General features: G+C 65.2%; 27 protein-coding genes. 11 read left to right on the plus strand and 16 right to left on the minus strand.

The window, feature by feature from the left end:
- Positions 1-5 precede the first annotated feature (5 nt).
- A complete protein-coding gene (locus BDOA9_RS39875; RefSeq protein ID WP_256375389.1) occupies positions 6-134 on the plus strand; it encodes a hypothetical protein in 129 nt (42 codons plus the stop codon).
- Here BDOA9_RS39875 and galE read toward each other — a convergent pair.
- From galE to BDOA9_RS09695, 4 genes are all read right to left on the minus strand, one after another.
- Positions 131-1,123 (minus strand): UDP-glucose 4-epimerase GalE, encoded by a 993-nt coding sequence (gene galE, locus BDOA9_RS09680; protein WP_025033736.1) that lies wholly within the window; start codon positions 1,121-1,123, stop codon positions 131-133. The two genes, BDOA9_RS39875 and galE, sit on opposite strands and share 4 nt — an antisense overlap.
- A 19-nt stretch (positions 1,124-1,142) precedes the next feature.
- A complete protein-coding gene (locus tag BDOA9_RS09685) occupies positions 1,143-1,946 on the minus strand; it encodes a WecB/TagA/CpsF family glycosyltransferase (RefSeq protein WP_025033737.1) in 804 nt (267 codons plus the stop codon).
- A complete protein-coding gene (locus tag BDOA9_RS09690) occupies positions 1,939-4,314 on the minus strand; it encodes a Wzz/FepE/Etk N-terminal domain-containing protein (RefSeq protein ID WP_025033738.1) in 2,376 nt (791 codons plus the stop codon). The genes BDOA9_RS09685 and BDOA9_RS09690 overlap by 8 nt, the downstream gene beginning before the upstream one ends.
- A gap of 282 nt (positions 4,315-4,596) precedes the next feature.
- Complete coding sequence (locus BDOA9_RS09695; RefSeq protein ID WP_025033739.1) at positions 4,597-5,397, minus strand: class I SAM-dependent methyltransferase; 801 nt, start codon at positions 5,395-5,397, stop codon at positions 4,597-4,599.
- Positions 5,398-5,719: 322 nt separating this feature from the next.
- On the opposite strand from BDOA9_RS09695, the gene BDOA9_RS09700 reads away from it, so the two are divergent.
- A complete protein-coding gene (locus tag BDOA9_RS09700; protein ID WP_025033740.1) occupies positions 5,720-6,748 on the plus strand; it encodes a glycosyltransferase family 2 protein in 1,029 nt (342 codons plus the stop codon).
- 8 nt (positions 6,749-6,756) lie between these two features.
- Here the strand turns inward: BDOA9_RS09700 and BDOA9_RS09705 are convergent, their stop codons facing one another.
- Positions 6,757-7,743: a glycosyltransferase gene (locus tag BDOA9_RS09705; RefSeq protein WP_025033741.1), complete on the minus strand. Its 987-nt coding sequence runs from the start codon at positions 7,741-7,743 to the stop codon at positions 6,757-6,759.
- A 251-nt stretch (positions 7,744-7,994) separates the two neighbouring features.
- On the opposite strand from BDOA9_RS09705, the gene BDOA9_RS09710 reads away from it, so the two are divergent.
- From BDOA9_RS09710 to BDOA9_RS38760, 3 genes are read left to right on the plus strand one after another with little or no spacing between them, the layout of a single operon-like run.
- Complete coding sequence (locus BDOA9_RS09710) at positions 7,995-9,095, plus strand: glycosyltransferase (protein ID WP_025033742.1); 1,101 nt, start codon at positions 7,995-7,997, stop codon at positions 9,093-9,095.
- A gap of 3 nt (positions 9,096-9,098) precedes the next feature.
- Positions 9,099-10,451 carry an O-antigen ligase family protein gene (locus BDOA9_RS09715; RefSeq protein ID WP_025033743.1) on the plus strand — a complete coding sequence of 451 codons (1,353 nt, stop codon included), beginning with the start codon at positions 9,099-9,101 and terminating at the stop codon, positions 10,449-10,451.
- A complete protein-coding gene (locus BDOA9_RS38760; protein WP_025033744.1) occupies positions 10,448-11,593 on the plus strand; it encodes a GNAT family N-acetyltransferase in 1,146 nt (381 codons plus the stop codon). The genes BDOA9_RS09715 and BDOA9_RS38760 overlap by 4 nt, the downstream gene beginning before the upstream one ends.
- Positions 11,594-11,614: 21 nt before the next feature.
- Here BDOA9_RS38760 and BDOA9_RS09725 read toward each other — a convergent pair whose 3' ends face one another.
- Entirely contained in the window at positions 11,615-12,154 is a 540-nt protein-coding gene (locus BDOA9_RS09725; RefSeq protein ID WP_025033745.1) for an RBBP9/YdeN family alpha/beta hydrolase, read from the minus strand.
- 122 nt (positions 12,155-12,276) lie between these two features.
- Here BDOA9_RS09725 and BDOA9_RS09730 point away from each other — a divergent pair, with 122 nt between their 5' ends.
- Positions 12,277-12,753: an Lrp/AsnC family transcriptional regulator gene (locus BDOA9_RS09730; RefSeq protein ID WP_025033746.1), complete on the plus strand. Its 477-nt coding sequence runs from the start codon at positions 12,277-12,279 to the stop codon at positions 12,751-12,753.
- A gap of 73 nt (positions 12,754-12,826) precedes the next feature.
- Here the strand turns inward: BDOA9_RS09730 and wrbA are convergent, their stop codons facing one another.
- Both wrbA and BDOA9_RS09740 read right to left on the minus strand, forming a co-directional pair.
- Positions 12,827-13,426: an NAD(P)H:quinone oxidoreductase gene (gene wrbA / locus BDOA9_RS09735; protein ID WP_025033747.1), complete on the minus strand. Its 600-nt coding sequence runs from the start codon at positions 13,424-13,426 to the stop codon at positions 12,827-12,829.
- A 128-nt stretch (positions 13,427-13,554) separates the two neighbouring features.
- On the minus strand, positions 13,555-14,253 hold the full coding sequence (locus BDOA9_RS09740; RefSeq protein WP_025033748.1) for a pirin family protein: 699 nt from the start codon (positions 14,251-14,253) through the stop codon (positions 13,555-13,557).
- Between the two features lie 160 nt (positions 14,254-14,413).
- Between BDOA9_RS09740 and BDOA9_RS09745 the strand changes: the two genes are divergently transcribed.
- Complete coding sequence (locus BDOA9_RS09745; protein WP_025033749.1) at positions 14,414-15,349, plus strand: LysR family transcriptional regulator; 936 nt, start codon at positions 14,414-14,416, stop codon at positions 15,347-15,349.
- Between the two features lie 107 nt (positions 15,350-15,456).
- Here the strand turns inward: BDOA9_RS09745 and BDOA9_RS09750 are convergent, their stop codons facing one another.
- Positions 15,457-15,714 carry a hypothetical protein gene (locus BDOA9_RS09750; RefSeq protein ID WP_025033750.1) on the minus strand — a complete coding sequence of 86 codons (258 nt, stop codon included), beginning with the start codon at positions 15,712-15,714 and terminating at the stop codon, positions 15,457-15,459.
- Between the two features lie 146 nt (positions 15,715-15,860).
- Between BDOA9_RS09750 and BDOA9_RS09755 the strand changes: the two genes are divergently transcribed.
- A complete protein-coding gene (locus tag BDOA9_RS09755; RefSeq protein ID WP_025033751.1) occupies positions 15,861-16,847 on the plus strand; it encodes a tripartite tricarboxylate transporter substrate binding protein in 987 nt (328 codons plus the stop codon).
- 96 nt (positions 16,848-16,943) lie between these two features.
- On the plus strand, positions 16,944-17,300 hold the full coding sequence (locus BDOA9_RS09760) for a hypothetical protein (RefSeq protein ID WP_025033752.1): 357 nt from the start codon (positions 16,944-16,946) through the stop codon (positions 17,298-17,300).
- A gap of 41 nt (positions 17,301-17,341) precedes the next feature.
- On the opposite strand, the gene BDOA9_RS09765 is transcribed toward BDOA9_RS09760, so the two are convergent.
- From BDOA9_RS09765 to BDOA9_RS09780, 4 genes are all read right to left on the minus strand, one after another.
- Entirely contained in the window at positions 17,342-18,172 is an 831-nt protein-coding gene (locus BDOA9_RS09765) for an adenylate/guanylate cyclase domain-containing protein (protein ID WP_025033753.1), read from the minus strand.
- A gap of 60 nt (positions 18,173-18,232) precedes the next feature.
- Positions 18,233-18,700 carry a YbaK/EbsC family protein gene (locus tag BDOA9_RS09770; RefSeq protein WP_025033754.1) on the minus strand — a complete coding sequence of 156 codons (468 nt, stop codon included), beginning with the start codon at positions 18,698-18,700 and terminating at the stop codon, positions 18,233-18,235.
- A 39-nt stretch (positions 18,701-18,739) separates the two neighbouring features.
- Entirely contained in the window at positions 18,740-19,471 is a 732-nt protein-coding gene (locus tag BDOA9_RS09775) for a haloacid dehalogenase type II (protein ID WP_025033755.1), read from the minus strand.
- A 154-nt stretch (positions 19,472-19,625) separates the two neighbouring features.
- A complete protein-coding gene (locus BDOA9_RS09780; protein ID WP_025033756.1) occupies positions 19,626-20,216 on the minus strand; it encodes a TetR/AcrR family transcriptional regulator in 591 nt (196 codons plus the stop codon).
- A gap of 116 nt (positions 20,217-20,332) precedes the next feature.
- Here BDOA9_RS09780 and BDOA9_RS09785 point away from each other — a divergent pair, with 116 nt between their 5' ends.
- Positions 20,333-21,088, plus strand: coding sequence for an MBL fold metallo-hydrolase (locus BDOA9_RS09785; RefSeq protein WP_025033757.1), 756 nt, complete (start codon positions 20,333-20,335; stop codon positions 21,086-21,088).
- A gap of 100 nt (positions 21,089-21,188) precedes the next feature.
- On the opposite strand, the gene BDOA9_RS09790 is transcribed toward BDOA9_RS09785, so the two are convergent.
- The 3 genes from BDOA9_RS09790 to BDOA9_RS09800 all read right to left on the minus strand — a co-directional run bounded on the left by BDOA9_RS09790 (position 21,189) and on the right by BDOA9_RS09800 (position 23,004).
- Positions 21,189-21,623, minus strand: a complete 435-nt coding sequence (locus BDOA9_RS09790) for a DUF6789 family protein (protein WP_244521461.1) — start codon at positions 21,621-21,623, stop codon at positions 21,189-21,191.
- Between the two features lie 83 nt (positions 21,624-21,706).
- Positions 21,707-22,393: a DUF6064 family protein gene (locus BDOA9_RS09795; RefSeq protein ID WP_025033759.1), complete on the minus strand. Its 687-nt coding sequence runs from the start codon at positions 22,391-22,393 to the stop codon at positions 21,707-21,709.
- 176 nt (positions 22,394-22,569) lie between these two features.
- On the minus strand, positions 22,570-23,004 hold the full coding sequence (locus tag BDOA9_RS09800; RefSeq protein WP_082847806.1) for a winged helix-turn-helix transcriptional regulator: 435 nt from the start codon (positions 23,002-23,004) through the stop codon (positions 22,570-22,572).
- 85 nt (positions 23,005-23,089) lie between these two features.
- On the opposite strand from BDOA9_RS09800, the gene BDOA9_RS09805 reads away from it, so the two are divergent.
- Positions 23,090-23,824, plus strand: coding sequence for an SDR family NAD(P)-dependent oxidoreductase (locus BDOA9_RS09805; protein ID WP_025033761.1), 735 nt, complete (start codon positions 23,090-23,092; stop codon positions 23,822-23,824).
- Positions 23,825-23,855: the final 31 nt, after the last annotated feature.

Below are 23,855 nucleotides of genomic sequence, written 5' to 3' on the forward strand. Positions count from 1 at the left end.
GAACCATGCAGGCCGACATCGTCGTCGGCAATGCGGAACGCGCGGCGGTCGGCGATGTGCCGGCGCGGCCGCGACAGTTCATTCTAGCCGCTCGAGGGCAGGACAAGCAAGCGATTGGAGGCGCGATTGCCTAACGCGGCCTGAACGGATGCGCCTTCTGGTGCCAGGCCCAGGCCGTGCGGACGATTGTCGGCAGGTCGGAATGGCCAGGCACGAAGTTCAGCACCTGTCTCGCAGCAGAGGGATCGGCGACCAGAAAGGTGGGATCGCCGGCGCGGCGCGGCTTGACCGTGTGCGGCACCTCGCGCCCGGTCTCCTGCCTGATGGCGTCGAGGATCTCGCGCACGGAAAAGCCGGAGCCGGTGCCGAGATTGAAGCTGGCGCCGGCATGGCCCTGCTCCAGAAGCTTCAAGGCCGCCACATGCGCCGCGGCAAGGTCCGTGACGTGGATGTAGTCGCGGATCGCGGTGCCGTCGGGCGTGTCGTAATCGTCGCCGAACACCGCGAAGTCGACGTGGCCCTGAAGCGCCATCATCGCGCGCGGAATGAGGTGGGTCTCGTTGTCGCGCAGCTCGCCGATGCCGCCCGCCGGATCGGCGCCGCTGGCGTTGAAATAGCGCAGGCAGAACGCACCGAAGCCATAGGCCGTGCGGTAATCGGCGAGCATGCGCTCGATCATCAGTTTCGAGGCGCCGTAAGGATTGATCGGCGCGCAAGGAAAGTCTTCCGGCAGCGCCTTGGAATCGGCGTTGCCGTAGACGGCGCCGGTCGAGGAGAACACGATTCGATGGCAGCCGGCGTTGCGCATCGCCTGCAACAGCGACAGCGTGCCCTGGACGTTGTTGACGTAATATTTCTGCGGGTCGGTCATGGACTCTCCGACCAGGCTCGCCGCAGCGAAATGCATCACCGCCGTGATCTTGTGGTCGGCGAAGGCGCGCGCCAGCGTTGCGCCGTCGAGCAGATCGCCCGTCACCAGCGGGCCGGACACGAAACTGCGATGACCTGTCGAGAGATTGTCATAAACGACGGGCTGATAGCCGGCGGCGGTCAATGCGCGGCAGGCATGCGAGCCAATGTAGCCCGCGCCCCCGGTGACGAGGACGGTCGGTCGGTCGGTCATGTCGTGATCTGCTCTTCTCTTAGCGGACGGGCCGGTTGCGGCTGAAGAGAAGATAGAGCGCGCGGGGGTTGGTGGTCAAATAGCGCCAGAGCAGACGGCGCGGCTCGAGCAAGGTGCGCCAGGCCCATTCGAGCCCGAACTTCTGCATCCATTGCGGCGCGCGGGAACGGCTTCCTGACAAGAAGTTGAACAGTCCGCCGGATGTCTTGATGACGCCAACATTGGTCAGATGCGGCGTGAATTGTTTCACGAATGCCTGTTCGTTGGGCACGCCGAGCGCAACCCACAGATAGTCCGGTGCCAGGGCGTTGATCTCGTCCACCTTGGCGCGCAGCGCCTCGCCGCGCAGATAGCCGTGGCTGCGCCCGACGATCTTGAGGCGTGGATACATCTTCTGGACGTTTGCGACCGCAGCGGCGTTTTCCTGCTCGCTTGCGCCGAACATGTAGAAGGTGCGCCCGGCGGCTTCGGCCTTGCGCGCGACGACGTGGAATAGGTCCGTGGTCGCAACCCGCTCCGGCAGCGGGAACCAGGATTGCAGCTTCGAAGCCGCGACCAGCGGTTGACCGTCGGCGTTGATCAAATCGGCGGCGCGGAACAGGTGATCGGTCTGCGGCTCGGTCGCGCAGCGCGCCAGCACCTCGCCATTGGCCGAGGTCAGGAACAGCGGACGGCCAATGCGATGATCGGGATTGGTCGCCTCGATCATGAAATCGGCGGTCTCTTCCAGGTCGATCGCGGCCATGCGAAGTCCGCCGACGGTGATTCTCGGCACCTCGGCGGTGGCTTCCCGTCCGTCGAGGTTGACGCGGCGCTCAAGCATATTGTCTGCCTCGCTGGCGCGTTTGCATTGCAGGGGTGAGCTCGTCGAGCACGACGCCGACGAGCTTGCGTTCGGCCTCGCCGAGCGCGGCCAGGATCTCTTCCAGGCTGTCGTTGACGTCGAGGCTGGTCGGCAGCACGGCCACCAGCGAGTCGATGTCGTCGAGCAGCTTGCGGCCGCCGACCGCGAGCGGCACGGCCGGGCCGTCGAGGATCACGAGATCATAGCCGCCGGACGAACGGGCCTGCGCAATCGCCTTGCGGATGGCGTCGGCGGCCTTGCCGGCGTCACCCTCCGCGGCGGGCAGCACCGAGATGCCGTTGACCGTCCTGATCTCGCGTGCCTCCTTGCTGCCGATCGAGAGCCATCCGAGCCTGCTCGGCTCGCTCTTGCCGGGACGGATGACCTTGTTCGAGAGCGCGCGCGCCTGATGGTCGGCATCGATCATCAGGACCCGGGCGCCGTCGCGTGCGGCGGCAAGCGCGAAATTGAGCGCGGCCACGCTGCGTGCGCTGGTCTTGCCCGCACCGACGAGCGCGACGACCGGCATCGCCTTGCCGCCGGCGCGGCGCGCCACCGCCGCGCGCATGTCGCGCCAGGCATTGAGCAGGCTCGTCAGGGGAAAGCCGGGGCGCAGCGTCGGCCAACCCAGCCGTGTGAGATCGACGCCGCCGCCGGTGGGAAGTATGGCGCCGAGGGTGTGGATGACGTCGGCTTCCTGGAAGCGTGCGATCAGCGGCTTCTCGATCAAGGGCTGCTCGACCATCGACGGCTGCAGCGGAGGCGCGACAAGTTCCGGCGGAGCCGGCGCAGCTTCAGGCGCGCGCGGGGCCTGCCGCGGCTGGCCAACCTCCGCGGCCCGCGGGAGCTCCGGCGCCCGGGGAGCCGGTGGCGTCGGCGAACGCGCACGCCCGGCTTGTGCCGGCGTCGCAGGCGCGGCCGCGCCGGCAAGCAGCAGCTCTGTCACGACGAACCAGCTCGATGCCGCGATTGCCCCGAAGACGAAGCCGATCATGGCGAACAGGCTCATGGCCGGCGGGAACGAGCGCCGCTGCGGCACCGTCGCCTCGCCGATGATTCGGGCGGCCGAGGTGTTCAGGCTCTCCTGCTCCTCGGTCTCGCGGGAGCGCTTGAGAAAGGACTGATAGACCTCGCGGCTGGCATCGGCTTCGCGCTCGAGCTCGCGCAAGCGCACGGCGGCCTGGCTGAGCTGGACGCTCTGCCGCTTCTGCGCTTCCAGCGCGCGGTTGAGCGAGGCCTCGAAATCGCGGGCGCGCGTCAGGTCGTTCTTGGCGGACTGGGCGAAGCGGTCGATCTCCTCGTTGATGTTGCGCTTGAGGTCCTCGACCTGCTTCTCGGTCTGGCGCAGTGCCGGATGGCGCGGGCCGAGCTCACCGGCCTGCTCCGCATATTTCTTCCGCGCATCGGCATATTGCGCGCGCAAATTCGCGATCGTCGGCGATTGCAGCGCCTCCGGGATCGCGCCGGCGTCGGCGGCGGTACGGCGGCTCGCCTCGATCTGGTCGAGCCGCGCCTGCGCGTCCATCGTTGCCGCCCGGGCCGCGGAAAGCCGCTGGTTGCTGGCGGAGAGCTGCTGATCGCTGATCAGCGCATCCTGGGTGCCGACGAAATTGTTCTGGGCCTTGTAGGTCGCCAGCGCGGTCTCGGCGTTGCGCAGCCGGTCGCGCAGCTCGTTCAGGCGGCCGGAGAGATCGTTGGTGGCGCGCCGTGCGGCCGAAGCCTGCGATTTGCGGGATTCGGCGAGATAGGCATCGGTCAGCGTGTTGGCGAGCATCGCCGCCTTCGCGGGATTCGTCGACCAGACCTCGACGTCGACGATGAAGCTCTTCTCGGTCTTGCGGACGGCGATGTGCCTGTTCAGCGCCTCGAGCGCCGCAAGCTGCACCTCCTTCGTCTCCGCGGCGGAGGGCGCGCGCGGCTGCACGCCGATCAGGCCGAGCAGCGACGACATCAGGCTCGCAGCGTCACCGCCTCCGAATTCCGGGTCCTTGTCGAGACCGGCCTGCTGGATCACCTGGAGCAGCACGCTGTTGGAGGTGATCAGGCGCGCCTGGCTCTCCACCACCATGGACATGCCGGAGACGTCCTGGGCGCGGGGCGTGAGCTCGCGGTCGACGAGCTGGAGCTCGCGCGGGTCGACATAGAGCTGAGCGGTCGCGGTGTAGCGGGGCGTCACGCTCTTGCCGATGGTGACGGCAAGCGTTGCGCCGATCAAGGCGGCCGCGGCGATCGCGACCTTCCGCCGCCAGAGCAGATGGGCGAGCTCCAGCACGTTGAAGCCGGCCTGAGGCTTGCGTTGCGAAGCCTCCGGCCTGGCTCGATCGATCGGCTGGCTATAATCAAGCATGATCCCCAGCTTTCATTCCAAGTGTCGCGGGCTGAGGGGTTACTCTTCGCTTTACGCCACGCACCCGGGATATAGGTGCCCAATCAACGCAACAGGGAAAATTAACCATACTCATTGAGGGACTATTCACCGAAATGGCAAACAAAGCGTTTAAGCCCATGCCGTCCCTCGGCGCGTCGCCGCGACGCCCGCCACTTCCGAGACTTAACGATCCGTTACCGCGCGCAGAATGGCCGCGGGCCGCCATGCGTCCGTTGATGGGCCGCACACGCGTCATCGCGGTCAGATCCTCCGCAGGATGACGTGATAGTCACCGCGGCGGACGTCGGTGCCGCGCGGCAGCACGGCGTTGAGCACCGCGGCGCCGGCATCGACCAGGGCCGCAACCAGCTTCTTGCGCCGGCGCATCTCGGGATAGCGCGGACTTTCGACCTCACGACGATAGATCATCTCGAGGCCATTGGCGGCCGCGAATGCTTCCAGCCGGGGCAGCGTCACCAGCGGATGAAAGAACGTCGGGAACGGCGGCTCGCCGGGCAGGCCGGCGTCCTTGATGCCGCGGATGTGCCGGTAGAACCAGACGTGGAACCAGTGCGGCGAATATTTGGTGACCACCCCCGAGAGCGAGCGCGGATTGGGCGCGCCGATCAGGATCAACCCGCCGCGCTTGAGCGCGTCGCGGAAGTTCAGCAGCGCGGCGTCGACCTTGGGCAGGTGCTCGATCACGTTGTAGCAGATCACGAGATCGAAGGTCTCGCGGGCGAAGCGGTAGGTCTGGACGTCGCCGAGGATCGCCTCGTCGGCGTAGCTGTTGTTGCGGACCTGGTCCTCGTCGATATCGACGACGGTGACCTTGCTGCGGCTCAGCAAGTCCGGCGGCAGAACGCTGCACGAGCCTCCGCCTGCTTCATAGATCGCGAGCCGGCCCCGCGGCAGCTCGCGGCCCAGCACGTCATGGACGGCGAGCAGGCTGTCGCGGGCTTCGCCGGGGACGAGATCATGCAGCGCCTCCGCAAATGGCACGGCCGCGGGGATCTGGATCGTGGTGGCTGTCGCGAAATCGATCGTGGCTGGCTTGTTCATATTTTCTGACCGCGCTTGTTCTATTCAAATTTACAGGAAAAAATGCGCCTGCCCGAAGAGCAAATCCGATGCCGCGCCGGCTCACCGGTCGCAGTGCTTACGGCCCGGTTAATGCGCATGCGCATTAACTACGGCATTGTTCATGTTGGAGCGTTGTCGGAGCATGGACCGCCAATTGCAGCATGATGTGCGGCGAACCTGGCGGCGATGTGCCGCGCGGCCGCCGTCCGTTTTGAGACGCATTTGTCCCGCGGCGATGTACCGTCGTGGGACGCGCGATCGAAGCAGGGCTTTTTCAATACATCTCGGACATCTAGAGCTCATGACATTGATCCCGACCGACCTGTCCGCGGCGCGCATCTCGGACGCCGTGCGCGATCCCAACAGGGAGATCGTGGCGAGCTCTCGAATCATCGACCTGTCGGTCGGCATCGTGGTCTGCGTTCCCTGCTTCCGTCGTCCGCAACATTTGCGGCTGACACTGGAATCGCTGGCGAACCAGCGCACCCCGCGGTCCTTTGCCGTCGTCATGGTCGAGAACGATGCGGTGCGGCGCGAAAGCGCGCCGGTTGCCGCGGAGTTCCTGTCTGCTGGACGGCTCCAAGGCGTCTGCCTTATCGAGACGCGGCAGGGAAATTGCCAGGCGATCAATGCTGCCTTCGAGACGGCGCAGGAGCTGTTTCCCGCCGCGACCCGTTTCCTGATGATCGACGACGACGAGCTCGCATCGAGCGACTGGCTCGAGCTGATGGTCCGCACCGCGGAGGCGACCGGCGCCGACGTGGTCGGCGGGCCGGTGCTGCCGGTCTTCGACGACGACAGCAAGCCCTGGCTTTCGCGTCATCCCGCCTTCTGTCCAGCCTACGACTACAGCGGTGCGGTGCCGCTGATCTACGGCTGCGGCAATTGCCTGATCACGCGTGCCGCCTTCGAGCGGTTCGACCGGCCCGCGTTCGACCTGCGCTTCAATTTTCTCGGCGGCGGCGATTGTGATTTCTTCGTGCGATGCCGTGACGCCGGCATGCTGTTCCACTGGACGGCGGAGGCGGTCATCACCGAGACCGTGCCGCGAGGCCGCACCAGCCTCGGCTGGATCGCAAAGCGCGGCTTGCGCATCGGCGCGATCAATTATCGTGTGCAGTACAAGGCCGCGCGGAGCACCGCGGCGCGGGCGCGGGTGTTCGCGCAGATGTTGGGGCGCTTGCCGCTGTCGCTGCTTCGTAGTGCAGCCTTGTTGACGTCGTCGAAAGCCGTCGTCGCAATGCATCCAGTGATGGTCGCGCTTGGCGCCGGCCTGGCAGCGCTCGGCCTCGAGCCGAAGCCTTACGAGGCCTCGAAGATCGCGTCTTGAGGCGAGGATTAGATGCCGAAGCGGGCGAGGACGACGCGGATTGCCGAGCGCGGCAGCGATCTGGGCGACCGCCGGCCGATCATCGCGAGATACGCGAATGCCTGGCGATACCTGCCGAAGCGAACCGCCTGCATCGCAGAATAGGTGACGAGATGAATCTCGGCGGCGAGGCGCAGCCCGGCTGTCATGCGCTCGGGTAGTCTCGCCAGGATCAATCCGTCATCGAACACCCGCGCGATGGCCGGGAAGAAGTCCTTCGGCGTCCGGACCGCGGCGTTCATGGTGTTGGCGGTGTGAAGACGATAATCGAGCAGCAACTCCGGCGCGAACGCGAACTCGCCGATCGCAGCAAGGCGGCACCAGCAATGCCAGTCCTCGCAATATTTGAGCGACGGATCGAAACCGCCGATGGCACGGAAAGCCTCCGCGCGTGCGAGTGCTATGCCGCCATTGACGATGAAATTGCCGGCGGCGAGCCGCGTCAGCACGTCGCCGGACGGCTTCCGGCGTCCCTTCAAGAGATCGCGCCGGCCGATCTGGCGGCCTTCGCTGTCGATCGTGTTGTAATCGCCATAGACGACAACGGCGCGCGGCGCGCCGCGCGCTGCAGCGAGCAGCGCCGCCACCGCGCCGGGTCGCAGGCGGTCGTCGGCATCGAGGAAGAGCAGCCACTCGCCGCCTGCCTGTCGCGCGCCGAGATTGCGCGCGGCCGATACGCCGGCGGAATCATTGTGGAACAAGCGCAGCCGCGGGTCACGCATGCCGCGGACGATCGCAACGGTTTCGTCGTCCGAGCCGTCGTCCACGACGATCACCTCGGTCACCTCGCGCTGCGCCAGCGCGCTGGCGAGCGTTTCGCCGACATAGGCCGCAACGTTCTTGGCGGGAATGACGACGGATACCGATGTGGTCGAGCCGACCTGAAGCGGCAAGCGCGCGGGCGCTGCCGCGCGGGAGGCGGCGGGCAGTTCGAGAACCTCTTCGGCGGTGATCACGCTACGGCTCGCCTTTAATGATCTGTTAACCAGGACCCGTGGGCCGCGCCGAGAAACACTGGCGATCGCCAAGCCCGGCGCGCGCGAATGATACAAGCATTGCGCTCGAAGCCGCTGCCGAGAAGGTTCGGGTGCAGCCGGTTTCGTAGAATAACGTTAAGCCGCTGGCATTAAGCCTGTGGCAAATTTCGAAGAGTGCGGCGGCCGGCCCCGTGCGAGAATGCGCATCGGACTGCCGCGGATGGAATCCAGTGCCCGCAAACACGTTCGAATACGACCCCGATGCGATGATCCTGAACCTCTTCTACGAGGACAAGGACGACCGCTGGTTTGCCGGCGACCGGCACCTGCGGCGCATCGCCCGCCGGTTGCTGCTCGGCGAGCCGCGCATGAGTGGACAGCTGCGCGTGTTCCTCAATCTCTGTGCGGGGCTCGACCGGCTCGGCATCCGCTACCGCGTCAACGATTACGGTTACATCGCGCAGCATCCCGACGAGCTCGCCTGCATCGTCGGCCGCACCTTCCTGCTCGACAAGTTCGCATGGAAGAACCCGATCCTGCTCGGCGTGGCCGCCCACAATCATCCGCTCGACGACCCCGATCTGTTCAAGCGTCTGCCGGTGAAGAAGGTCGTGGTGCCCGGCTCCTGGTACGTCGACATGTACCGGCCTCATTGGCCCGAGACCGAGGCCTGGCCTGTCGGCATCGACACGGATCTCTGGGCGCCGTCGGCAGAGGCGCAAAAGACCGTCGACGTCCTGATCTACGACAAGGTGCACTGGGACCGCGAGCGCTACGCGCCGGAGATGATCGAGCCCGTTCGCGCCCGGCTCACCAGGGAAGGCCGCTCGTTCACGGAGCTGCGCTACGGCAGCTACAAGGAAGCGGATTATCAGGCTGCGCTCGCTCATTCGCGCGCGATGATCTTCCTGTGCCAGAGCGAGAGCCAGGGCATCGCCTATCAACAGGCCTTGTCCTGCGGCGTTCCGGTGTTTGCCTGGGATCCGGGCGGTCCGTGGCGCGACCCCGATTATTATCCGCACCGCGTGCAGTTCGCGCCGGTGTCGTCGGTGCCGTATTGGGACGAACGCTGCGGCGTCAAGTTCACCGACATCGCAGGCTTCGAGGCGGGCTGGAACAATTTCTGGGCCGGATGCAACGCCGGCGCGTTCGATCCGCGCGGCTACATCCTGGACAATCTCACGCTGGAGCAGCGGGCGCTGCAATATTACGAGATCGCGCGGAGCATCATGCGGCAGCCTGTCGCGTTGCAGAGCTCGGGCCGGCCCGTTGACGAAGCCTCGGGAGAGTTGAGCCGCGACCGGAATCACCGGCGTCACCAGATGTCCTGAGCCATGGACCGCAGCGCCGCCGACATGACCGACGTCGAGGCCCGATCGTTCGGCCATGCCCTGCGCGATCGCCTTGCAGGGCTCGATGCCGCGCCGGTGGCGCGCTGCCTCGTCGCGGTCGGAGCGCTGCTGCTGGTGCTGGTGACGCTCGATCCGTTCCCGGACCTGCGCAATCCCGACGTCACCGTGATCGTCGGCGGACGAATGGCGCTGACCTATATCGCCTGGGGCCTGCTGGCTGCGGTCGCCATGCTGTGTGTCGCTGCCACCGATGCACCCGCGCTGAGGAGCCTGGTGACGCCGCTGCATCTCTGCCTGCTGGGCTGGCTCGCGATCAATATCGTCTTCTCCGAGAGCCGTGGCGTTTCGGTACAGCGATTCGTCCTCACGGTCAGCGTGACGTCGCTCGCCATCGTGTTGCCGCTGCTTCCGCCGACGCAGCGCAGCTTCGATTTCTGCCTCGGTGCCGCCGCACTCGTGCTGCTCGCGCTCTGCTATCTCGGCGTCCTCTTCGCGCCGCAATTTGCGATCCACACGGCGCTCGACGTCACCGAGCCGCAGCTGGCCGGCGACTGGCGCGGCAGCTTCGGCCACAAGAACATCGCCTCGGCCGTGATGACCATCCTGGTCTATGTCGGCATCTACCTGTCCGCCGTGGGCTCGTTCGTGATGGGGCCTGCGATCGCCGTGCTGGCCGGCACCTTCCTGGTCTTCACCGGCGGCAAGACCTCGTCGGTGCTGTGCCTTGCGATCTACGCGCTCGCCTCGCTGGTCTATGTCACGCCAAGCCTGTGGCTGAAGCGGATCATCTGCTTCGTGCCGCTGGTTGCGATGAACCTCTTGACCGTGGGCAGTGTCGTCAGCCCGGCGCTGGCGGCGATGACGCGGCTGCTTCCGCTCGATCCCACCTTCACCGGCCGTTCCGCGATCTGGGACTTCGCGCTCGCGGCCCTCGCCGAGAAGCCGATCATCGGCCACGGCTATGCCGCGTTCTGGGATGACGTGGGCGCGCGGGCGACCGCCCAGGGCGCCGAATGGGCGACGTCGGCGGCGCACAGCCACAACAGCTATCTCGATCTCGCGGTCACGATCGGTCTGCCGGGGCTGCTGCTCGTGATTCTCATCTTCGTGCTCGCCCCGCTCGGCAACTTCCAGACGGCGCAGGCTCACAGCCGCAGTGGCGCACTGGCCAAGCTGTTCCTGACCGTGTGGCTGTTCGGCCTGTACTACGGTGCGACCGAGACCTTCCTGCTCGAACGGCAGAATCCGATCTGGTTCATGCTCGCGCTGGCCGTCGCCGGACTGCACTTCCTGGCGAGGTTCCAATGCGTCGAGCAGACCGAGCCCCGCGGATGACCTTCCTCAGCATCGAGCAGCCCGATGATGTTGCGTCCAGCGCGTCGGCCTTCGCGGTCGATGTCCTGCGTGACTGGCGGCATGCGGCCTCGCGCCTGAGCGCCGGACAACGCACCGCCTTCCAGCATGCTGACTGGCTCGGCGCCTGGTACGGGGCGTTTCACGACGTCGCTCCGCTGATCGCGGTGATCTCCGATGCCGCCACCGGCAAGGACATCGCAATCGTGCCGATGATCAGCCATGTCAGGCGCGGCATCCGCATCGTCGAGTTTGCGGACCTCGGCGTCTCCGACAACAACGCGCCGATCCTGGCGCTTGATGCCGCCTTGGATGCGGGAGCGACGGACGCGGTCAACACGGCGCTGATCGACGCCTTGCGCGCGCTGCCCGACCGCCTCGATCTGCTCCGCCTGAAGAAGATGCCGGCAGAGGTCGGCGGCAAGCCGAACCCGCTGGTCGCGCTCGGCCGGATCGGATCTTCCTCGCTCAACGGCAATCTCGTGCTGATGGGCGACGACTATGACGACTATCAGGCCTCGATCAAGCGCCTGCAGATGCGGCGCTGCTGGCGGGTCTTCAGCCGTCATGCCGGCGCGCGATTCGAGATCGCCGCCGATGTCGCGCGTGCCCACGAGCTGCTCGACGTGACGGATGTCCAGCAGCAGGCCCGCATGCGAAAGCTCGGCTCGCGGTTCGTTCTCAACGACGAGACCCATGCGCGATTCTATCGCGAGGTCGTCCGCCGGGGCCTCGCCGAAGGTTATGCCACGGTCTCGGCGCTGGTGTGCGACGAAGGAATTGTCGCCACCACGTTCGGCGTCAGGCATGGCGCGACCTATTTCCTGCTGCGCATCAGCCATGGCGGCGATCAATGGTCGAGCTGCTCGCCGGGTCTGCTCGTCGCGGAGCGCACCATGGCCGCGCTGCATGCACAAGGCGTGCGCCGTTTCGACCTCAGCATCGGCAATCAAGCCTACAAGCGCCGCTTCGGCGCCGAGAGGACGCCGCTGACCGACGTCAGCGTCGCGCTGTCCTGGCGCGGCCTGCCCTTCGCCTGGCGCGATCACGCCGCGCAGCGCCTGCGCCGCTATCCGAAACTCGCCGCCCTCGCGGCGCGGGCGATGGGCAAGGGCACGCGCTGACGGGCGTCGTCTGTCTCACCATCATCTCGGAAGGCCCGCGCGGAAGGCATCCAGCAGCGCGCGTCCTTGCGGCCAGTCGCCGAGCCCGCTCGCGGCATTGATGTGGCCGAGCGCACCCGGCACGATCAGGCCGGACTGCCAGTCCTGCGCCCGCCGTCGCGTCACCTCGAGCGCTCCGTAGGGATCATTCGTGCTCGCGATGATCAGCGCAGGAAAGCGCAGCGCGGGGCGGGGGACCGACTTGAACGCCACGGCCTCCGCAGGAAAATGGCTGCCATCCGGATCGGGCACGGCGACGAGAAAGGCGCCGGCAATCGCGGAGGGGAAGCGCGCGGCCCAGTGCGCCACCAATAGGCAGGCGAGGCTGTGTGCGACCAGGACCGGCGGCCGGGCGCAGCGCGCGACCGCGCGCTCCAGGGCCTGCTCCCAGTCGTCGAGCTCCGGCTGGTCCCAGCTCGCCGGCTGGAATCGCGTGAAACGCGCATCCCTGCGCTCCCATAGCGTCTGCCAATGGGTATCTCCGGAGCCGCCGAGCCCGGGCAATGTGATGATGTCGTGCATGAACGTCTCGTGATATCTGAGGTGAGGCCGCAGTGTGACCGATCGCGGTCCTGCATCACATGGCAAGTCATCGGCGAAATCGACCATCTGCCGATGATCTCAAGGTGGAACGGAGAATCGAGTTGGATCGCTTCGGAAGCATCGATGCCAAGGATTTGAAGATCCTCGAGGCGCTCCAAGCCAATGCGCGCGTGCCGCTGTCCGAGCTCGGCCGCTCCGTCGGGCTGTCGCAGCCGGCCGTGTCCGAACGCGTCAAGCGGCTCGAGGAAGCCGGCATCATCGAGGGCTACGGCGCCCGCATCAACCCGCGCGCCCTCGGGCTCGGCCTGATGGCGCTGGTGCGCCTGCGCACCTCGCACGAGCACATCAAGACCTGCCTCAAGCGGTTCAGCGAAATCCCTCACATCGTCGAAGTCCATCGCGTGACGGGCGATGATTGTTTCGTGCTCAAGGTGCTCGTTCCCGCGCCGGAGGATCTCGAGACCATCGTCGATCGCATCGCCGGTTTCGGCGCTGTCACGACCTCGCTGGTGCTGCGGAGCGAACCCGTGCGGCCGATCGGCAAGGACCTCGTCAGGAGGAAGACAGAACGGAGCTGAGGCGGCATTCCTCGAAGGAATACCGCCCATCGCGTCCGCCGTGCAGCTCAGCCATGGAGTTTATCCATGGAGCTTATCCATGCAGCTTCTTGGCGGTCTCCGCGATCTGGCGGCCCTGATAGCGCGCGCCGGCGAGCTCGTTGGCGCTGGGCTGGCGGCTGCCGTCGCCGCCGGTGATCGTGGTGGCGCCGTAGGGCGCGCCGCCGGTAACCTCGTCGAGCTTCATCTGGCCGGCAAAGCCGTAGTTCATGCCGACGATCACCATGCCGAAATGCAGCAGGTTGGTGATGATCGAGAACAGCGTCGTCTCCTGGCCGCCATGCTGGGTCGCGGTCGCGGTGAAGGCGCCGCCGACCTTGCCGTGCAGGGCGCCCTTGGCCCAGAGCCCGCCGGCCTGGTCGAGGAAGTTCGCCATCTGCGAGGCCATGCGGCCGAAGCGGGTGCCGGTGCCGACGATGATCGCGTCGTAGTTGGCGAGCTCCTCGACCTTGGCGATCGGGGCGGTCTGGTCGACCTTGTAATACGAGGCTTTCGCGACCTCGGCCGGAACCAGCTCCGGCACGCGCTTGATGTCGACGGTGGCGCCGGCCTCGCGCGCGCCTTCGGCGACAGCATTCGCCATCGCTTCGATATGGCCATAGGCGGAATAATAGAGAACGAGAACTTTGGTCATGGTGATCTCCGTTGGATGATGAGTCTTGACTAGTTGTTCTGGCCGTGATGCCCGGGTATCCACGTTCTTGCTTGCTCGTGGAAAGGCGTGGATGGCCGGGACAAGCCCGGCCATGACGGAGAGAGTGGTTACGCCGCGTCGACGAGCACGAGCTCGGAGTCTTCGAGCGCGGTGATCTTCAGCTTCTGCTCGTCGCGGATCGCAACGCCGTCGCGTGCGTTGACGCGCACGCCGTTGATTTCGACCGAACCCGCCGCGGGCACCAGATAGAGATGCCGCGACCTCTCGGGCTCGTACTCCGCGCTCTCGCCGGCTTTCAGCGTGGTGGCGAGCACCCGCGCGTCGGCGCGGATCGGCAGCGCATCCGTGTCGCCTTCGATGCCGCTGGCGATGGTGACGAGTTTGCCGGAGCGATCCGCCCTGGGGAACGGCTTGGAGCCCCAGGTCGGCTGCCCGCCGCGTGCCGTCGGCTCGATCCAGATCTGGAATATCCGCGTTTTCGTTGGCTCCAGATTGTACTCGGAGTGGCGGATGCCGCTGCCGGCGCTCATCACCTGCACGTCGCCCGCTTCAGTGCGGCCCTCGTTGCCGAGGCTGTCCTGATGGGTGATCGCGCCCTCGCGCACATAGGTGATGATTTCCATGTTGGCGTGGGGATGGGCGGGAAAGCCGGTGTTTGGCGCGATCTCGTCGTCGTTCCATACCCGCAACGCGCCATGGCCCATGTTGTTCGGGTCGTAGTGGCTGGCGAACGAGAAATGATGCTTTGCCTTCAGCCAACCATGGTCGGCGCCGCCGAGCTTGTTGAAAGGTCTGAGTTCGATCATCTGCGTTTTCCCTGATGCGAGGGTTTGGCGCGTCTGGCGCCGAACCTCCGTCTTGAGGACCGTGTGCGATTGCCCCCTTGGATAAGGCTCCCCCTCTGGTATAGAAATAGAAACTGTTGAAACTCATTGTTTCCTGAAATTGATCGGACGGGCCGGTTCCATGGCAAAACTCCCGGATTTCGAGGCACTCGCCATTTTTGCAAAAGTCGTGGAGTTACGGTCGTTTGCGGGAGCCGCGAGCGAGCTTGCGATGTCCAAGGCGACGGTGTCCAAGGCCGTCACCAGGCTGGAGGAGCGGCTTGGCGCGCGGCTGTTCAACCGCACCTCGCGCCGCCTCGCGTTGACCGACGCCGGCCACAAGCTCGCCGAACGCGCCACGCGCCTGCTGGCCGACGGCGAGGCGGCGGAGAACGAGGCGCTCGCGCAATCGGTGGCGCCGCGCGGGCTGGTGCGGCTCGCCGTGCCCATGACGTTCGGCATCAAGGCGGTGGCGCCGCTGCTGCCCGAGTTCTTCGAGACCTATCCGGAAGTCTCGGTCGATCTGCATCTGAGCGATGCCACCATCGATCTCATCGGCGAGGGCTTCGACATGGCGGTGCGGATTGCGCGGCTGCCGGATTCCTCGCTGATCGCGCGGCGGCTCTTCACCATGCCGCGCTACACGGTCGCAGCTCCCTCCTATCTCAAGAAGCACGGCCGGCCGACGCACCCGATGCATCTCGCCCAGCACAAATGCTTCGCTTACGCCTATCTCTCCACGCCCCACGCCTGGCACTACACCAATTCGGCCGGCGAGCAGGCCAGCGTGCGCCCGGGCGGCCAGCTTCGCGTCAACAACGGCGAAGCCGTGATGCCGGCATTGATCGCGGGCCTCGGCATCGCCGAGCTGCCGGAGTTCATCGTCGGTGAGGCGATCTCGTCGGGCGAGGTCGAGGTCATCCTGAAGGACTGGAAGCAGGCCGAAGGCGCCGTGCACCTCGTGACCCCGCCCGGCGGCCCCCGCCCCGCCCGCGTCGAAGCGCTCGGCGATTTCCTCGCGGCGAAGCTGCCGGGCACATGCAAGCGGCGGCCGCGCGCGAAGGCGAAGGGGTCGTAGACCAAGCCGTCCCGGAGTCTCGTCATTGCGAGCGCAGCGAAGCAATCCAGAGTGTCTCCGCGGAGAGATTCTGGATTGCTTCGCTGCGCTCGCAATGACGCCGTCGGCTACGACACCTTCACGCCATGGCTCGCGACGATGCGCAGGCTCGGCTTCAGCGTCCCCTCCAATTGCGCCTTCAATTCGTGAACGCGCGGGTCGCTCGACCGCGCCGCGCACACCCCGTATTGATGGACGGATTGCGCCAACGCGCGCCGCGCTTCCGGCGTTCGCGTCAATTCGGGCGTCGAAAGCCGCAACACGATCGCTGCGAGATTCACCAGCATCTCGTCCAAGGCGACGTCGATGGTTCCAAGATTGTGCATCACTCACTCCCTGGAAGGCCAACGGCGGCTCAAGGCCGGCGTTCCCGGCCGGGCCGGACATGGCTAACGCCTGGTAAACGTCTTGTTCTTGGCCGTCGCCACGTTAGGCTGGCCCGTCAACTAAGAAAATCAGGGGAGGCCTCACCATGGATCGTCGCGATCTCTTTCGCGCCGCTGCGGCATTGCCGTTGCTGCGGGCTGCCCTGCCGGACAGCGCGTTCGCGCAGGCCTACCCCGCGCGCAACATCACCATGATCGTGCCGTTCCCGGCCGGCGGACAAGCCGACCTCGCGGCGCGACCGGTCGCGATGGCATTGGAGCGGATCCTCGGCAAGCCCGTGATCGTCGACAACCGGGCGGGCGGCGGCGGCGGATCGGTCGGCAATGCCGCGGCCGCGCGAGCCGAGCCCGACGGTTACACGCTGCTGATGACGCTGTCCTCGCTCGCGGTGCTGCCCGAGGCCGACCGGCTGTTCGACCGTCCCGTTGCCTACGAGATGTCGCAGTTCATGCCGATCGCGCGCGTGCTCGCCGATCCGACGTTGCTCGCGGTGCCGGCCTCGGCGCCGTGGCGAACCGCGCAGGATTTCGTCGAGGATGCCAAGAAGCGGCCCGGCCAGATCGCCTATGGCTCGTCCGGGCCCTACGGCACGCTGCATGTGGCGATGGAGATGTTCGCGGGCAGCGCCGGCATCAAGCTGCTGCACGTGCCGTTCCGCGGGGCGGGCCCCGCGCTGACCGCGATCCTCGGCGGCACCGTGCAGGCGATCGCCGCCGCACCCGGCACGCTGAAGCCGCAGGTCGACGACGGCAGGCTGCGCGTGCTCGGCAATTGCGGCGCGCAGCGCATCGCGAGCTTCCCGGACGTGCCGACCTTCCAGGAGCTCGGCTACAAGGATGTCGAGTTTTACATCTGGGCCGGGCTGTTCGCGCAAAGCGCTCTTCCTGCGCCGATTGCGACCCGCCTGCGCGAGGCGATGGCAGAGGTGATGACGAGTCCCGACATCCTCAAGACGTTCGAGACCTCGGGCAGTCTCGTCGCCTATCAGGACGCGCCGGCCTTCGCGCAGTTCGTCGCCGCCGACAGCGCACGTTTGATCGCGGCGGTGAAGAAGATCGGCAAGGTGGAGTAGGTTCCAGTTTCGGTTTTCACATTTTGTTGTTGGTCCAGAACAAGCCCGCGTCTCATTGATTGAAGACAATTCGAGAGACGTGGGAAGGATTTGGACATGCGAGCAGAGCGGATCGCGCTAGGTGTGGCGCTTGCGGTCGGCGGCATCGTGGCGCAGAGCGCTGCATCCGCGCAGGAATACCGCGGCACGATGGAACAACAGATGGCCTGCACACCCGACGTGTGGCGGTTATGCAGCGACCAGATTCCCGACGTAAACCGTATCGTGGCCTGTCTGCAACAGAACACGCCGCAGCTCTCCAGCGGCTGCCGTGCGGTGTTCCAGTCGAACAACCAAGCTCAACCGCAGCAGCCGCTCCCGCGCAATCGCGCCGCGCCGCCGCCGCGCTATAACAATGCGCCGTCGCCACCTCCGTACGCGGGACCGCGGCCCTATGACGAATATGACGATTAGGCTGAGAGATGTGCGGGCGTAGGCGCGACGTGCCGCCTCGTTCAGCGCTCGGGCCTGCGGTCCGTTTCAGGCCGCGATCCGAGCACCATCCGCAAGACCACACTGAACAGAATGGCTGCGACCGGCCAGTGAAACCAGATCCTGTTGCTGGTGAACAGATTGATCAGGATCAGGAACGCCGACACCGTGAGGGCCGCTGCAACCGAGCGAGGCAGTCTTGCGAGCCAATCCGAGACGAAATTCGTCGGCGCGGATGGCGCGCGCCTGTCGTCCCACCGCGGAGACCGCGCCCGCTCTGGGGGCGTTGCGTGTTCATCGACCGGGAAGCTCCCAGACCCTGCAGCTTGGCCGCCCAGGGTCAGCCTGTAACTGGTCAGGGGGGCAATGTTCTTCATCGGGCGCTGGCCGAGGCAGTCGAAGCCAACGGATAATTTGTTGTGCACCTGATCGTAGACGGAGCTCGAGATCACGACGCCGCCCGGCTCGGCGAGCTCCTGCAGGCGCGATGCGATATTGACCCCGTCGCCATAGATGTCGGTGCCGTCCACCATCACGTCGCCGAGGTTGATGCCGATGCGGAACTGCATCGGGCTCGCCTGGGACGCGTCCGAAGCCTGGCTGGAGATCTCCTGCTGAATCTCGATCGCGCATTGCACGGCCTCGACGACGCTGGCGAACTCGGCGATCACGGCATCGCCCCAGGTGTTCACGATCCGGCCGTCATGGCGCTCGACCAGGCGCGCGATGGCCGCGCGGTAGCGGCGGAGCGTCTCCAGCGTTCCGGTCTCGTCCGCTTCCATGAGACGAGAATAGCCGTACACGTCAGCGCACAGCACGGTGGTCAGTCGTCGTTTCACCTTGTCGTCGGTCATCGCCGCTATGCTAGCCCGCCTGACCGGCAATGCAACCAGGCATCGTATCCGGCGCCGTCCCTACGGCCTGTGCTCGCAGACGTCGACCCATTCGGCCGCGGTGAGCTCGGCCATCCGCTCCGGCGTGATGCGCACCGCGCTGTGGGTCGAGCCGGCGGCGGGCACCACGACGTCGAATGCCTTCAGCGAGACGTCGCAATAGACCGGCAGCGGCGATTTGAGCCCGAACGGGCAGACGCCGCCGACCTCGTGCCCGGTGATCCCGGCGACTTCCTCCAGGCCCAGCATCTTCGGCTTGCCGCCGAACTGCGCCTTGACCTTCTTGTTGTCCATGCGCGAGGTGCCGCTCGCGACGATCAGGATCACTCGCTCGCCGACGCGCAAGCTCAGCGTCTTGGCGATCATTCCCGGCTCGACCCCATAGGCTTCTGCCGCCAGCGCCACGGTCGCGGAGCTGATCGGGGATTCGATGACGGAGATGTCGGGGGCTTTCTCGGCGAAGAAGGCGCGAACGGATTCCAGGCTCATTCCAGGCAGCTCATTCCAATCTCACAGGCGGACAACCTCTCAAGCGATTCTCGGCAGCTCGGAGAGCGCGCGGACACGATGATCCGGCGCGAAGCCGAGCTCGTCCATCTGGGTGCGGATCGCCTTGAACATGGTGATCGGTGCCACGAGTTCGGTCTCGACGCAAGCCAGCGCCATCGCTTCCGGCGTCACCCGCTCGATCCAGGCGACCTTCAATCCGAACGATTTCGCCCCGACGGCGTCCCAGGGATTGGAGGAGACGAACAGAACCTCATCGGGCGCGGTGCCGAGCACCTCGCCGATCAGCTCATAGGCCTGCGGCCTCGGCTTGAAGATCTTCTTCGCGTCGACGCTGATGGTGGCATCGAGCAGGGCATCGAGGCCGGAATTGCGCACCAGCGCGTTGAGCATGTCCGGGCTGCCGTTGGAGAGGATGGCGAGCTTGCGGGGTTTCAGCTCCGCCAGTGTTTCGGCTGCATCCGGATAGAGATCGAGATGCAGATACTTCTCGATCACGCGCTCGAACGCCTCGTTCTCGTAGGCCAGCCCGAGCACGCGCAGCGTATAGGCGAGCGAATCGCGGGTGACCGCGTCAAAGTCTCGGTAGCGTCCCATCAGCGAGCGCAGCCAGGTGTATTCGAGCTGCTTGATGCGCCAGACCTGCGTGATGATCTCGCCATAGCCGGGAAACGCATCCTCGGTGACCTCAGCGACCGACTGGATGTCGTAGAGCGTTCCGTAGGCGTCGAAGACGACGGCTTTGCTGCTCATTGGCTGTCCTTCCGGGGCGCTGTGGTTCGCGAGAAGCTCCGATCGGGGAGTGCTCATCATCGTCAGCTTACCAGAGCACGGCGGACGTCTGCCACTGCAAGCGTGGCCGGCGGCTTGCCACCCCAAGCTGACTCTTTCTCCCTTGTATTACGTATTACCGAGCCAAGCTTGTCACCGCTGCCCCGTTCACCGCTCCGACCATCGCGTCGACAGCGGCGGCAGGCTTGAGGCCGGCTTCGCGTGCAAGACTTCGCCACGTGTAAAAGCTCAGGGCCAGATGCAGCATGGCGCGCTGGTTCGCATTCAGCTTGGCCCCGAGCACGTCGTGCCAAGCGTCAATTGCCGGGCCGTAGCGCAAGCGGCCGATCTCCTGCACGAGCTTGTCCTGCTCGGCATCGCGCAGCACGTTGCCCAGTAGAACCTCATTGCGTTCGAACCAGGCGTAGATCGCGCGCAAGCCGGTGGTGAGGCGCAGCGTCCGATCGACAATGTCACGCCAAGCGGTGGCGTCGGGGACGGGATCGCGCTCCTCAACATGACCCGAACAAGCCATGAGCAAACTCCGCTCGTCGGGAAAATAGGCGTAGAGCGTGTGCCGCTGCACACCGGCCTTTTCAGCCACCATGCTGAACGTCGTCGCTGCCGGGCCGAGTTTCGTATGCAGTTCGACCGCGGCCTCTACGATGCGCAGGCGCGTTTCAACCTGCTGTTGGGCACGCTTTTTGAGGATGTAGCTCCGAGCCATTTATTTCGCTACACAATCTTGTGCATTCATATTGACAGGACCGCTTCATTTCGATACACATATATGTATTATGAAATCGGATCGAGGTCCAGTCCAGTCAACCATTGGAGAGGCCTATGGAAACGAAGATCGCCGAAATCGCCGAAGGCATTTATCGCCTGTCGACCTACGTGCCGCAGATCGCGGAGCCCGCCGGCTTTGCCTGTAATTCGTTCCTCATCCGTGCCGAGCAGCCGCTGCTCTTCCACACCGGCCTGCACAAGATGTTTGCGCTGAACCGGGAGGCGGCCGCCAAGCTGATCCCGGTTGAGAGCCTGCGTTGGATTGCGTTCGGGCACTACGAAGCCGACGAATGCGGCGCGATGAACGAATGGCTCGCGTCCGCGCCCAACGCACAAATCGCCCACGGCACGACGGGGTGCTTGGTGTCGCTCAATGATATGGCGGATCGCGCGCCGCGCGTGCTGGCTGACAGCGAGGTCATCGATCTCGGCGGCGGCAAGCGCGTGCGCTACATCGACACGCCGCATACGCCCCACGGGTGGGACGCGGGCGTGATGTTCGAGGAGTCGACCGGGACGCTGCTGTGCGGCGACCTGTTTACGCAACTTGGCGATAACCCTGCACTGACGACGGGCGACATTGTCGGCCCGGCTATCCAGGGCGAGAACCTGTTCCAATATTCAGCACTCTCGCCCGGCATGGGCGCGGCTATACGCCGGCTCGCGCCGCTCAAGCCGAAGACGCTGGCGCTGATGCACGGGCCATCCTACCAGGGCGACGGCGCGATCGCTCTCAACGCGCTGGCCGATTATTACGAGAAACGCACTGGCGAGCGATGGGCCGATCTGATGCAAGGCAAGGCCGCCTAAGCCAACTTCTGCGTGCCGGAGACAAGGAGAGCCGCGCTTCTCGTGTTCGAGAAGCAGCTTTTGACCCCAAACGGACCTGCGCTGATCACATTCAAACAAGTCAGGAATTGAGTGCGCCGTAAACCATGCCCAGTGTTACGCTGTAGGTTAGGAGCATTGCCAGCGAGAACAGTGCGGGTGAAATGCCAAGTCCAACCTGGAGTGCGAATAACCCAAGGCCGATCATAGGAAAGAACACCAGTCCCATAATCGCCCATCCGAGCACACCGTATATCATTCCTTTGACCGCACCGACGTTGCCTGGCAGCCACCGATAAAGATGTCCAAAGATGAAACTGACGAAGGTTGAGCCATTCAGGAATGAAACTAACCAAGGCACCATCGGATGGATTGCAGTGCCGGTTACATGGCTCAGTGTCGTCTGGAGACTTTCATAGGGCTGGAATGCCGGAAGCAGTCCAGCCCAGGATTTGAAATACATCAGCATCGAATGCGTGATACTTCCGCACAACCCTGCAACAACTGCCTTCCACATCCTATCGCCTGAAGGCATGATGTCGGTCGCTCATTCTCAGGAGTGGCTTTCCAAATAATCGCGCGGTCGCTGCTACTCGTCGATCATGGACGCAATTCGACTGAGGGTGTCAGGCTGGCCTCCTCGGCTACCGCACCTGCATGCCGGTCCCTGATGACGATGATCGGAACGGCAATGAGACCACTAACTAAGAGCACCCAATCCTGTCGAACGTCGAGGAGGATAGCAGCGCTACCGCCGATGAGTGACCAGATGAAGGGGATCACTAGAAGCCAGTAAGAGAAGCGGCGGGTCGTCGTGAGTAACAGGCCGAAGGTGAAAATCGTGACGGGGCACGGCGCTACGCCGAACATCGGTAAGGCCGGCCAAGAATGCCCCGTCGCGATTCCGATCAGCGGATAGACGAGAGACGCATAGAGAATAAACCCCGCGCCGATTGCCGCTCGAAAGCGGTAATTGATCGCGAAGCGAAGACCGTCGCGGAGGACGCCGGTGTAGAGTAGTGCCACGCCCTCTACCACGAACAAGGCGCCAAAGGCGAAGGCGGCCTTATTTACCGACGAGAAGAAGACGCTGTGATAGAGAAGGCCGGTGCATAGCCACATCAATCCTAGGACGGCTGAGATTGCGCGATCAGAGACACGGCCCGGCCGAAGAAGGGCGGCCACGGCTATGGCTCCAAGCACGTAAGCCACAATCTGCGCGGGCCAGATCGCCTTATTGTAGATCGCGAAGACGTTGAGGAACTGCTCAGGCGTGAAGGGAAGCATGGTGCGATCCTCGCCGATAGCTTTGATAAAGCGTAGAGAACCGCGATGCGGCGGTGCTTGATGGGGATCAACGCCGCCCCTCAAAGTCCGCTCCTGGGCCCAAGCCGGACTCAAGGCGAGCTGCGCGAACGCGCAGCAATCCTGGCGGAGCAAACCTCACACGAGTGCAGCGCAAGCTAGCCGGTCGGCTGACGTCCTCGCCGCGGCCAGGTCGCGCGCTCGGCAAACACCTGGCTGACTTCCGCCATGTGCTCGGTGCCCCACGTGCAGAGCGGCACCAGCGCCTGGGCGAGGCTGTGACCCAGCGGGGTGAGGCTGTAGTCCACCCGCGGAGGCACTTCCTTGTAGTCGGTCCGCTTCACGAGGCCATCGGCCTCCAGCTCCTTCAGCTGCTGGATCAGCACCTTGTCGCTGACGTCGCGTATGGCGCGCCGGAGCTCGCCGTAACGGGTCGGTCCGTCCTGGGCGACGAAGTACAGGATCAGCGGCTTCCACTTGCCGGCGACGACCCGCAAGGTCGCGTCGAGACCGCAGGTGAAGCCGGGCAAAGTCGGCGTGCAAGTCTGGCCAGGTGTTGGCGCCTGTGCAGGCGGGAGAGTCGTGTCTGACATTTTTTGGGTACTTACCAAAAGGTGCATACTTGTCGATAGGTGGGTACGCCGCCAGCTCAGTGCAACCTCAATGAAGGAGCACATCATGAGCAGACTAAAAGGCAAGACGGCAGTGGTGACCGGCGGCGGCACCGGCATCGGGTTTGGCGCGGCGAAACGGTTCGTCGAGGAAGGCGCGTTCGTCTACATTTTCGGGCGCCGGCAGGAGCAGCTCGATGCCGCCGTGGCGAAGCTGGGGTCCTCGGCGCGCGCCGTCAGGGGATCGGTGACGGACCTTGCCGATCTCGATCGGCTCTATGAGACGGTCAGGAAAGAACGCGGCGGGCTCGACATTCTGTTCGCCAACGCCGGCACCGGGCTGTTTGCCCCGCTCGGCGAGATCACCGTCGAGCATTACGATCATATCTTCGACGTCAATGTGAAAGGGCTGGTATTCACCGTGCAGAAAGCCCTTCCGCTGATGAGCAAGGGATCGTCGATCATCCTGACCGGGTCGAGCACGGGGGTGATGGGGACGCCGCAATTCAGCATCTACAGCGCGACCAAGGCCGCGATCCGCAATCTGGCGCGCAGCTGGGCGCTGGACCTGCGCGGCACGGGCATCCGCGTCAACGTGCTGTCGCCGGGGCCGACCAAGACGGAGCTGGCGCTGGAGATCGTCGGCGAGGAAGCCTTCGATGCACTCGGCAGCGCGACGCCGATCGGGCGCGTCGGTGACCCCAGCGAGACCGGGGCAGTGGCCGCGTTCCTGGCGTCCTCGGACAGCAGCTACATGACCGGCGGCGAGGTTTTCGTCGACGGCGGCTTGGCGCAGGTCTGAGACTTTGAGCATGAGGGCTTCGGTTGCCCGA

The organism is Bradyrhizobium sp. DOA9 (assembly GCF_000617845.2).
Lineage (GTDB): Bacteria > Pseudomonadota > Alphaproteobacteria > Rhizobiales > Xanthobacteraceae > Bradyrhizobium.